The sequence below is a fragment of the Nocardioides sp. WS12 genome (genome assembly GCF_014108865.1).
Classification (GTDB): Bacteria; Actinomycetota; Actinomycetes; order Propionibacteriales; family Nocardioidaceae; genus Nocardioides.
On the sequence record NZ_CP053928.1, the window covers coordinates 867,865 to 879,139 of the forward strand.

Below are 11,275 nucleotides of genomic sequence, written 5' to 3' on the forward strand. Positions count from 1 at the left end.
GGGGCTACTTCTCCTCGCGGCCGGACAGGTCGTCCTTGCGCCGCTCGAGCTCGGCCTCGTCCAGTTGGGAGGACAGCTTGGAGAGCTTCTTCTGTTCCTTGCGGCGCTTCCACCCCTGCTTGGCGCCGGTCTTCATGAACCACAGCCCGCCGATGATCAGCAGCCCGGCGACGAGACCGATGAAGAAGATCACCTCGGGCTGCACGTTGATGCCGAGGATCTCGGTCGTGTCGCGGGCAGGGTTCTTCTCGTCCCGGTCGTAGCCGATGCCGAAAAGCCCAGAGAGCACCACCGCCACACCGAGCAGGAGCAGGAGCAGACCGAAGATCACCATGGCGGCACGCTACTCCGGCGACGCTGGTGCGTGGCGGAGCAACGCGTCCAGCAACGCGACGGCGCCGGCCTTGTCGAGCGGGTCGTTGCCGTTGCCGCACTTCGGTGACTGCACGCACGAGGGGCACCCGGACACACATTCGCACGCGGCGATGGTGGCCCGCGTCGCCCGCAACCAGGCAGGCGCCGTGCGGTATCCCCGCTCCGCGAAGCCCGCACCGCCGGGGTGTCCGTCGTGGACGAACACCGTCAGCACACCGGTGTCCGGGTGGCGTGCGGTGGACACGCCACCGATGTCCCAGCGGTCGCAGGTCGCGAACAGCGGGAGCAGTCCGATCGAGCAGTGCTCGGCCGCGTGCGCGGCGCCCGGCAGGTCCGCCGCATCCACCCCGGTCGCCGCCGCCATCTCGGTCAACACTGCGTCCGGCACCGTCCACCAGACCGCCGTGGTCGAAAGTGTCCGGGCCGGCAGGTCCAGCAGGGTCTCGTCGATGACCTCGCCGGTACGCGCCCGTCGCCGGAGGTACGACGTCACCTGGTTGGTCACTTCGACGGTGCCGAGCGACAGCCGGCACGGACCCCAGTCGGTGTGCTCGTGCTCGGCAGCGATCGTGATGTCGGTGATGTCCCGCGCCGATGTGGTGTGGTCGACCTCGACCCGCCGCATCGTGGCGACGTGGTCCTCGAGGTCGAGCTCCTCGACCAGCCAGGTCTCGCCGCGGTGCAGGTAGATCGCACCGGTGTGGGCGGTGCCGTGGGCCCGGCCGCCGTCGACGGTGCCGACCACGCGGCCGGTCCCGGCCTCCATCAGTTGCACCTGCTGTCCGCCGGTGGAGCGGATGTCGGCGAGATCGGCAGCGCGTGATCCGTCGGTCCAGAACCAGCCCGGGGCGCGGCGCCGTAACAATCCCTGGGCGACGAGCGACCCCAGCACTTCCCGCGTCCGCGGCCCGAACATCTCGAAGTCGTCCATGGTCACCGGCAACTCCTGCGCCGCGGCGCACAGGTGCGGACCCAGGACGTACGGGTTGTCGGTGTCGAACACCGTGCCCTCGACGGGTCGTCCCAGCAGTGCTTCCGGGTGGTGGACGAGGTAGGTGTCCAGCGGGTCGTCGCGCGCGATCAGCATCCCGAGGGCGCCGCCGCCGTCGCGCCCGGCCCGGCCGACCTGTTGCCAGAAGGCGGCCCGCGTCCCGGGGTAGCCCGTGATGAGGACGGCGTCCAGCCCGCTGACGTCGATGCCGAGCTCGAGCGCGTTGGTCGCGGCCATGCCGAGCAGTCGTCCGCTGCGCAGCGCCTCCTCGAGGGCACGGCGCTCCTCCGGGAGGTAGCCACCGCGGTAGGAGTCGATGCGTCCGACGAGGGACGGATCGACCTCGGCCACCAGTTCGCCAGCCCGTCGGGCCACGGTTTCGACGCCGCGGCGGGATCGCACGAAGGCGAGGGTCCGCACGTCCTGCACCACCAGGTCCGCCAGCAGGTCGGCCGTCTCTGCGGTGGCCGGCCGCCTCACCGGCGCCCCGTGTTCTCCTGTGTACGACGTCAGGGGCGGCTCCCAGAGCCCCACGGCCAGCTCGCCCCGCGGCGACCCGTCTGCGGTCACCGCCGTGACGTCGAGCCCGAGCATCCGGCGCGCCGTGATCTCCGGGTCGGCGACCGTGGCGGACGCGAGGATGAAGACCGGCGAGGCGCCGTACGACGCACAGATCCGCCGCAGACGTCGCACGATCTGCGCGACGTGTGCCCCGAACACGCCGCGGTAGTGATGGCACTCGTCGATGACGACGTACTGAAGCGACCGGAAGAAGGGCGCCCACCGCGCATGTCCGGGCAGGAGCGACCGGTGCAACATGTCGGGGTTGGTCAGGACGTATTCGGCGTGCTCGCGCGTCCACTCACGTTCCTCGGCGGTGCTGTCGCCGTCGTGCGTCGCCACGCGGACGTCGAGACCCAGGTCGCGGATCGCCGCCCACTGGTCATGGGCCAGCGCCTTGGTCGGCGCGAGGTAGAGGACCGATGCGCCGCGCTGGCCCCGCGAGCCACGGGCCGCGCGGACAGCGGAGAGCGCAGGAAGCAGGTACGCGAGTGACTTCCCGGACGCCGTACCCGTCGCCACCACGACGTGCTCGCCGCGGTGCGCCGCTTCGGCGACCGCCACCTGGTGCGCCCAGGGCCGCGCTACCCCCCTCGCTGTGTACGACGCCACGACGGTTGCGTCCGCCCAGGCTGGCCAGTCGCCGCTGATGGCCGGGCGGGCCGGGATCTGTTCGAGATGTGTCAGCCGGTCGGCCCGCCCGGGGCCTGCGGTGAGGCTGGCCATCAGGGCGGCGGGATCGCGTCGCGCCGACCCGGAACGGATCGGGGTGTCGGGCTGCGCGGTCATCTGACCAGTGTCGCAAGCGGGCCCGACATCGTCGCCCCCGCGGGCCGGAGGTTCGGTGGACTTCGTGCGCGGTCATGGCAGGCATGGTTTGATTGGGCGCAACTGCCAAACGTAGGAATATCCCGGGGTGAGGGTCGTGAATCTGACACTGTCGACGCGCGAGGTCGGTGCGCGCACCGTCATTGCCGTGGGTGGCGAGATCGACGTCTACACCGCGCCCAAGCTCAGGGACACGATCACAGAGCTCGTGGCCGGGGGTACCTACCACCTGGTCGTCGACATGGAGGCGGTCGAGTTCCTCGACTCCACCGGTCTCGGGGTCCTCGTCGGCGGGTTGAAGAAGGTGCGTGCACACGACGGCTCACTCGAGCTCGTCTGCAACGCAGACCGTCTCCTCAAGATCTTCAAGATCACCGGACTGGCGAAGGTCTTCGTCATCCACAGCTCCGCCGACGCCGCGCTGGCCTGAGGCCGGGTTCGCCGTTTTGGCGAAACCTTTGTGACACGGGTCACACCCCTCCCCTTTTCCCCCTGCGACTCTGCGTAGACTCCGGCACGTTCTATGACCTGGGTCACATGGCCCGTACCTGAACTTCACCAGGAGGCAGTCGCATGCCCCGTCCGTTCGTTGTGGATGTCGAAGTCACCGGCGGCGATCTCGCCCTGGTCTCCGTCGTCGCCGTCATCTCCCTTGGCTGTCTGGCCATGGCGGTCCTGTTCAGATCCGAAGTGCTCCGGGCGGGTGAGGGCACCCCGAACATGCAGCGGATCGCCCAAGCCGTGCAGGAGGGCGCGAACGCCTACCTGACCCGGCAGTTCCGCACGCTCGCCGTCTTTGCGGCGATTGCGTTCTTCGTGCTGCTGGCGCTGCCGGCGCACACCGCCGATGACGGGTCGGGGTTGCAGTCGGAGTGGGCGGTGCGGATCTTCCGCTCGGTCTTCTTCCTCGTCGGCGCCGGGTTCTCCGGTGCGGTCGGCTACCTGGGCATGGGCCTCGCCGTTCGCGCGAACCTGCGCGTGGCTGCGGCCGCCAACGACCAGGGCCGCGACGTGGCGATGAACATCGGCTTCCGGACGGGCGCCTTCGTCGGCATGCTCACCGTCGGTCTGGGGCTCCTGGGCGCGAGCGTCGTGGTGATCGTCTTCCAGTCGACGGCACCCAACGTGCTCGAGGGCTTCGGCTTCGGTGCCGCGCTGCTCGCCATGTTCATGCGTGTCGGTGGCGGCATCTTCACCAAGGCCGCTGACGTCGGCGCCGACCTGGTCGGCAAGGTCGAGCAGAACATCCCCGAGGACGACCCCCGCAACGCCGCGACGATCGCGGACAACGTGGGCGACAACGTCGGCGACTGTGCCGGCATGGCTGCCGACCTCTTCGAGTCGTACGCCGTCACCCTGGTCGCCGCGCTGATCCTCGGCTCGCAGGCGTTCGGCGATAAGGGCCTCGTGTTCCCGCTGATCGTTCCCGCCATCGGTGCGCTCTCCGCGATCGTCGGCGTCTACCTCACCAAGCCGCGCGCTGGTGAGAGCGGCCTGAAGACGATCAACCGGGCCTTCTACGTCTCCGCGGCCGTCGGTGCCGTCGGCAGTGCGATCGCCGCGTTCGTCTACCTCCCGAGCAAGTGGAGCGAGCTCAACGGTGGCGGTTCGGTGCTCGACGAACTCCTCGGCAGCGATGTCCCCGGCATCAGCCCGGCCGTGTTCGCCGCCGGTGCCGTCACGATCGGCATCGTGCTCGCGGCCGCGATCCTCGCGCTCACGGGCTACTTCACCGGCACCGAGTTCCGTCCGGTCAAGGACGTCGGCAAGACCTCGCTCACCGGTGCGGCGACCGTGATCCTCTCGGGTCTCTCGGTCGGCTTCGAGTCGGCGGTCTACACCGCGATCGTCATCGGGTCCGCCGTCTTCGGTGCCGCCCTGTTGGCGGGTGGCTCGACCACCCTCGCGCTGTTCGCCGTCGCCCTGGCCGGTTGCGGCCTGCTCACCACGGTCGGCGTCATCGTCGCGATGGACACCTTCGGTCCGGTCTCGGACAACGCGCAGGGCATCGCCGAGATGTCGGGCGACGTCAGCGAAGAGGGCGCCAAGATCCTCACCGAGCTCGACGCCGTCGGCAACACGACCAAGGCCATCACCAAGGGCATCGCCATCGCCACGGCCGTACTCGCCGCGAGCGCGCTGTTCGCGTCGTACGCGCAGTCGGCGTTCGACTCGCTGCTCGAGGCCCAGGGCGTCGACACCGATGCCGCGGGCGACGTACTCGCCAGCTTCCTGGTCCTCGACGCGAAGCTGATCGTCGGCACCCTGCTCGGCGCCAGCGTGGTGTTCCTCTTCTCGGGCCTTGCGATCAACGCCGTCGGCCGTGCTGCCGGCGCCGTGGTCATGGAGGTACGACGCCAGTTCCGCGACATCCCCGGAATCATGGAGGGCACGGCCCGTCCGGAGTACGGCAAGGTCGTCGACATCGTGACCCGCGACTCGCTGCGCGAGCTGGCCACGCCGGGCATCCTCGCGATCCTGGCTCCGGTCGCCGTCGGCTTCGGCCTCGGCGTGGGTCCGCTGGCGGGCTTCCTGGTCGGCGCGATCGCGACCGGCACGCTGATGGCGGTCTTCCTCGCCAACGCGGGTGGCGCGTGGGACAACGCGAAGAAGCTGGTCGAGGACGGCAACCACGGTGGCAAGGGATCGCCGGCCCACGAGGCCACGATCATCGGTGACACCGTCGGTGACCCGTTCAAGGACACCGCCGGCCCCTCGATCAACCCGCTGCTCAAGGTGATGAACCTCGTGTCGCTGCTCATCGTCGGCGCGATCATCAGCCTGTCGTACGGCGAGAGCGAGAACGACGTCGTCCGGATCCTCATCGCCGCAGCGGCGGCGACGGGCATCTTCGCCGCCGTCTACATCTCGAAGCAGCGGGTCTCGACGATCGGTGAGGAAGCACCGGCCGCGGTCGAGTCCGTCTGAACCGAAAGGCTCACCGGCGACGGGGAGCGCGGGGCCACTAGCGTGGTCCCCGTGCTCCCCGTCGCCCTCGCCGCCCCGCTCCGTGAAGCCCTGCTCGCTGCCGACTTCACCTACGACGCCATCAGCGAACTGCTCGGGGCGGAGGCCCACCAGGCGTTGTCCCGCAACGAGACGACACCCGGCCTTCGTCGTACGACGAACGACGACCCGCTCGCGACGCTGATCCGGCTGTTCCTGCTCCAGGCCGTGGTCCCGACCTCCGCTGCCGAGCGTGCGCTGCCCGGGTTGGTGGACCGGCTGGTCAACGCAGGTTTCCTGGCCCAGAGCGTCGGCGAGGTCGCGGCCCGGCTCGACGTCCGGCCCTACGGCTCCGAGCAGGGCGACCTGTGGGTTGTGAGCGACCTGACGCCCGGCCTGAACGGCATCGCGACGTCGGTCACCGGTGACTACGTGCTCGGCATCAGCCCTGCCTCGTCCAGCCTGGCCCAGTTGACCGTCCGGCACGACGTCGGCACCTCACTGGACCTCGGCACCGGATGTGGCGTGCAGGCGCTCCACCTCGCCACGCACAGCGACCGTGTGGTCGCCACCGACGTCAACCAGCGCGCGCTCGCGATCGCCCGCTTCAACGCGGCGCTCAACGACGTCGACGACATCGTCGAGGTGCGCGACGGCTCCTTCTTCGCGCCGGTCGCCGGTGAGCGGTTCGACCTGATCGCCACCAACCCGCCGTTCGTGATCTCGCCCGCCAGCGGTGAACGCCTCGTCTACCGCGACTCCGGCCTCCCCGGCGACCAGGTCGTCGAGCACATCGTCCGCCGCGCGCCCGACCACCTCAACGACGGCGGTTGGTGCCAGATCCTTGCGAACTGGGTCATCGAGACCGGCCGCCCGTGGGACGAGCGCCTCGGCACCTGGCTGCCCGAGGAGTGCGACGCGCTGGTCGTCCAGCGCGAGGTGCTCGACCCGGCGTCGTACGTCGAACTGTGGCTCAAGGACGCCGGCCACCACCCCTCCACCGGTGGCGACCCGGCGCAGTACGCCGAGCGCTACGACACCTGGCTCTCGTGGCTGGAGCAGCAGGGTGTCGGCGGCATCGGCTTCGGCTGGATCAACCTGCGCCGCCGCGCCGACGTCGTCCCGGGTGCTCTCGTGCGTGACCTCCTCGAGTGGCCGTACGACGTCGAGCAGCCCATCGCCCCGGCGATCGCCGACTGGGCGGGCTCGGCCCTGGCCGCCCAGTTGATCGGGCCCGACACGCACCTCGTGCTGCGCGAGGACGTCCTCCAGGAGACGAGTGGCCCGGTCGGTGTCGAGGATCCGGCGACGATCGTGCTGCGCCAGCAGCGCGGCTTCCGTCGCGCCCGGCAGGTCGACACCGTGGTCGCAGCGGTCGCGGGTGCCTGTGACGGCGACCTGGCCGTGGGGCCGCTCGTCGACGCCGTCGGCCAGTTGCTGGAGCGTGATGCGGCCAGCCTGCAGGAGGTCTACCTCCCCGAGCTCGCCGAACTGGTCGCTGAGGGCTTCCTCACGCCGACTGGTGCTGCCGCGGACTAGACCTGTCCCGCCCGTGATGCACACTTGACCCCGTGACGAACGCAGGCTGGTACCCCGACCCCGCAGGCGCGCCCGACACCTACCGCTACTGGGATGGTCAGTCGTGGAGCCAGATGACCACGAGCCACCCGCCGGCTGCTGAGCAGCAGGCGCCGCCGCAGGTTCCTCAGCAACCGCAGCGGCCCACGCCGCCGGCAGCGGCGGCCACGCAGTTCCCGCCGCAGCAGCCGCACCAGCCGCAGCAACCGAACCAGGGCGGGTACGGCGCCGTACCCCAGCCGCCGACGCCGGCCCCCGGGTACGGCTACGGCCAGCAGCAGTGGAGCCCCATGCCCACCGGCGGCAGCAGCGGCGGTGGCAGCGGCAAGACCATCGGCATCGTGATCGCCGCGGTCCTCACCCTCGTCCTTCTCGGCGTGGGCGGCTTCTTCGGCGTCCGCGCTCTCACCGGTGACGACGACGGCGACAAGTCCGCCGCCGACCCGACCAGCGAGTCCTCCTCCGACGAGACCGATTCGACCGAGGGGAGCGACCCCACGGAGTCGGGGGATCCGACCGAACTTCCCACGAACAGCGTTGCCCCGACGGGGATCCAATGCACGGGCGGAGCCCCCGAACCGGCGGCGGATCCGGGTGCGACGCCCGCGACGATCACCGGCGGCGGGCTGACGATTCCGGTGCCCACCGGCTACACCGTCGACGTCCGGCTCTCGCCGCCGCACAGCTTCGCGGACGGGGTGCTGGTCGCCTACAAGTCCGTCGAGGAGAACTGGATCACCGAGTTCGCCGTGGGAGGCCTTCCGCGCGCCAACGGCTTCACTGATGTCGCCGATGCGGCCGAGATCATCATGAAGTGCCTCACGGCCAACGACTCCATCTACGAGGGATTCAGCGAGCGTAAGGACCTCACGAGCGAGGCGATCACGGTCGGCGGCAAGCCGGCGTACCGGATCACTTCGGAGATCAGGGTGGACAACCCGGAGGTCGTGGCGGAGGGCGACGTCACCTCGGTGATCGTCGTGGACACCGGCGGCACCTCGTACGGCCTGTTCCTCGGCGTGGCCACCATCGGTGAGCCGACCAGCATCGCTCTGGTCGAGAGCCAGATCAAGGCCATCAAGGTCGGCTGAACGGGACCTGTTCTGCTGCCCAGGTTGGATGCCGAACGCAGACGGACTGGACACGACCCGCTACCGTGATCGGCCGTAGAGCCCATCATGGGTGACGAGTTCGCCCCTCCAGTGGCAACCAATGCAGCAGAGAAGGTTTCAGCAGTGGCACACAAGTTGGTGATCGTCGAGTCGCCGGCCAAGGCCCGCACCATCGGCGGGTACCTCGGCGACGGCTATGTCGTCGAGTCCTCCATCGGCCACATCCGCGACCTTCCGAACAACGCCGCGGACACCCCGGCCAAGATCAAGGACAAGCCCTGGGGCCGGCTGGCGATCGACGTGGAGAACGGCTTCGTTCCCTATTACGTCGTCCCCCGGGACAAGAAGAGCCACATCTCGAAGCTGAAGGCGCTGCTGAAGGACGCCGACGAGCTCTACCTCGCCACCGATGAGGACCGCGAGGGAGAGGCCATCGCCTGGCACCTCCTCGACGAGCTGAAGCCCAAGAACATCCCCGTTCGCCGGATGGTCTTCCACGAGATCACCAAGGCCGCGATCCAGGAAGCCGCCGCCAACCCGCGCGAGCTCGACATGGACCTGGTCGAGGCGCAGGAGACCCGTCGCCTCCTGGACCGTCTCTACGGCTATGAGGTCTCGCCGGTCCTGTGGCGCAAGATCATGTCCGGGCTGTCCGCCGGTCGCGTGCAGTCCGTGGCCACCCGCCTCGTGGTCGACCGCGAGAAGGAGCGGATGGCCTTCAAGATGGCCTCCTACTGGGACCTCGAGGGCACCTTCGACGCCGGCTCCCAGCATGACCAGCGGATGTTCCCGGCCAAGCTGCACACGATTGACGGCACCCGCGTCGCGAGCGGCAGCAACTTCGGCCAGGACGGCCTGCTGAAGGGCAAGTCCGAGGTCGTGCACCTCGACCGCCCGCGCGCCGAGGCCCTGGTCGCGGCCCTCGCTGACACCGCGTACGACGTCCGCACGGTCGAGGCGAAGCCGTACCGCCGTTCGCCGTACGCGCCCTTCCGCACCACCACGTTGCAGCAGGAAGCCAGCCGCAAGCTCGGCATGAGCGCCTCGGTGACGATGAGCGTCGCCCAGCGCCTGTACGAGAACGGCCACATCACCTACATGCGTACCGACTCGACGACCCTGTCGGGCACCGCGATCTCCGCGGCCCGCAGCCAGGTCGCCGAGCTCTACGGCAGCGAGTACGTCCCGGACGAGCCGCGGACCTACACGAGCAAGGTCAAGAACGCCCAGGAGGCGCACGAGGCGATCCGTCCGGCGGGCGACTCGTTCAAGCGCCCCGGCGAGACCGGCCTGACCGGCGACCAGTTCCGGCTCTACGAGCTGATCTGGATGCGCACCGTCGCCTCGCAGATGAAGGACGCCGTCGGCCAGTCGGTCAGCATCCGCCTCGGCGGCGCGGCCGCCAGCGGCGAGGACGTCGTGTTCTCCGCGACCGGTCGCGTCATCACCTTCCACGGGTTCCTCAAGGCCTACGTCGAGGGCACCGACGACACTGCCGCGGCGAAGGACGACCAGGAGACCCGGCTGCCGAACCTGCAGCAGGGCGACAGCGTCTCCGCCGCGTCGATCTCCGCCAACGGCCACGAGACCAAGCCGCCCTCGCGCTTCACCGAGGCCACGCTGATCAAGGAGCTCGAAGAGCGCGAGATCGGCCGCCCGTCGACGTACGCCTCGATCATCGGGACGATCCTGAACCGCGGGTACGTCTACAAGAAGGGCACGGCCCTCGTGCCGGCCTGGATCGCGTTCTCCGTGGTCCGACTGCTGACCGAGCACTTCTCCCGGCTGATCGACTACGAATTCACCGCCGGCATGGAAGAAGTCCTCGACCAGATCGCCCGCGGCGAGAAGGACCGGACGACCGAGCTGACGGAGTTCTACTACGGCTCCGCCACGCTGGCCGGCCTGCTGCCCCTCGTGCAGGGCCTGGGCGACATCGACGCCAAGGAACTGGCGACCTTCCCGGTCGGCACGGCCGAGGACGGCATCAACCTGCGCGTCGGCAAGTACGGCCCGTACCTCGAGGGCCCCGACGACGACGGTGCTCCGCTGGCCCGCCGGGCGAACGTCCCGGACGACCTGCCGCCCGACGAGCTCACCGTCGCGAAGGCGATCGAGCTGCTGGCCAACCCGGCCGGCGAGGAGATCGAGCTCGGGGTCCACCCGGAGACCGGTCTGCAGGTGGTCGCGAAGAACGGTCGCTACGGCCCCTACGTCACCGAGCTGATCCCCGAGCCCGCCGAGGGCGCGAAGAAGTCCAAGGAGAAGCCGCGCACCGGCTCGCTCTTCAAGTCGATGTCGCTCGACACCGTCACCCTCGACGACGCCATCAAGCTGCTCGCGCTGCCCCGCGTCGTCGGTTCCGGCGAGGACGGCGAAGAGATCACCGCCCAGAACGGCCGCTACGGCCCGTACCTGAAGAAGGGCACCGACTCCCGCTCGCTCACCAGCGAGGACCAGATCTTCGGCATCCAGCTCGACGAGGCGCTCAAGATCTACGCCCAGCCCAAGCAGCGCGGTCGCGCCGCCGCGGCCCCGCCCCTCAAGGAACTCGGCAACGACCCGGTCTCGGGTCAGCCGATCGTGGTGAAGGCCGGCCGCTTCGGCGAGTACGTCACCGACGGTGAGTACAACGCCACCCTGCGCAAGGACGATTCGGTCGAGGCGATCACCCTCGAGCGGGCGGCGGAGTTGCTGGCGGAGCGTCGCGAGAAGGGCCCGGCCAAGAAGGCGGCCAAGAAGACCGCCAAGAAGGCCCCGGCCAAGAAGGCGGCTGCGAAGAAGACTGCTGCCAAGAAGACGGCCGCGAAGAAGACTCCGGCCAAGAAGGCTGCGGCGAAGAAGTCCTGACCCGCCTGCGACAAACGTCGGTGCCGTCTCGTAG

General features: G+C 69.5%; 7 protein-coding genes. 5 read left to right on the top strand and 2 right to left on the bottom strand.

What is annotated here, in order from left to right; translation table 11 throughout:
• Nucleotides 1-4 precede the first annotated feature (4 nt).
• Both HRC28_RS03945 and HRC28_RS03950 read right to left on the bottom strand, forming a co-directional pair.
• Nucleotides 5-334 carry a hypothetical protein gene (locus tag HRC28_RS03945; RefSeq protein WP_182378887.1) on the bottom strand — a complete coding sequence of 110 codons (330 nt, stop codon included), beginning with the start codon at nucleotides 332-334 and terminating at the stop codon, nucleotides 5-7.
• Between the two features lie 9 nt (nucleotides 335-343).
• A complete protein-coding gene (locus HRC28_RS03950) occupies nucleotides 344-2,716 on the bottom strand; it encodes a DEAD/DEAH box helicase (RefSeq protein ID WP_182378888.1) in 2,373 nt (790 codons plus the stop codon).
• 136 nt (nucleotides 2,717-2,852) lie between these two features.
• On the opposite strand from HRC28_RS03950, the gene HRC28_RS03955 reads away from it, so the two are divergent.
• The 5 genes from HRC28_RS03955 (at nucleotide 2,853) to topA (ending at nucleotide 11,241) form a co-directional block, all read left to right on the top strand.
• A complete protein-coding gene (locus HRC28_RS03955; RefSeq protein ID WP_056715253.1) occupies nucleotides 2,853-3,185 on the top strand; it encodes an STAS domain-containing protein in 333 nt (110 codons plus the stop codon).
• A 143-nt stretch (nucleotides 3,186-3,328) separates the two neighbouring features.
• The gene (locus tag HRC28_RS03960) at nucleotides 3,329-5,683 is read left to right on the top strand and encodes a sodium-translocating pyrophosphatase (protein WP_182378889.1); all 2,355 of its coding nucleotides are present in this window, start codon (nucleotides 3,329-3,331) and stop codon (nucleotides 5,681-5,683) included.
• A gap of 51 nt (nucleotides 5,684-5,734) precedes the next feature.
• Nucleotides 5,735-7,240 carry a class I SAM-dependent methyltransferase gene (locus tag HRC28_RS03965; RefSeq protein ID WP_182378890.1) on the top strand — a complete coding sequence of 502 codons (1,506 nt, stop codon included), beginning with the start codon at nucleotides 5,735-5,737 and terminating at the stop codon, nucleotides 7,238-7,240.
• A gap of 32 nt (nucleotides 7,241-7,272) precedes the next feature.
• Nucleotides 7,273-8,370, top strand: coding sequence for a DUF2510 domain-containing protein (locus HRC28_RS03970; RefSeq protein WP_182378891.1), 1,098 nt, complete (start codon nucleotides 7,273-7,275; stop codon nucleotides 8,368-8,370).
• 144 nt (nucleotides 8,371-8,514) lie between these two features.
• On the top strand, nucleotides 8,515-11,241 hold the full coding sequence (gene topA, locus HRC28_RS03975) for a type I DNA topoisomerase (RefSeq protein ID WP_237111688.1): 2,727 nt from the start codon (nucleotides 8,515-8,517) through the stop codon (nucleotides 11,239-11,241).
• The last annotated feature ends 34 nt before the right edge of the window (nucleotides 11,242-11,275 follow it).

Excerpts from the sequence above, each read along its gene's own strand:
- HRC28_RS03960 (WP_182378889.1), top strand. The coding sequence starts at position 3,329 with ATGCCCCGTCCGTTCGTTGTGGATGTCGAAGTCACCGGCGGCGATCTC.
- HRC28_RS03945 (WP_182378887.1), bottom strand. The coding sequence starts at position 334 with ATGGTGATCTTCGGTCTGCTCCTGCTCCTGCTCGGTGTGGCGGTGGTG.
- HRC28_RS03950 (WP_182378888.1), bottom strand. The coding sequence starts at position 2,716 with ATGACCGCGCAGCCCGACACCCCGATCCGTTCCGGGTCGGCGCGACGC.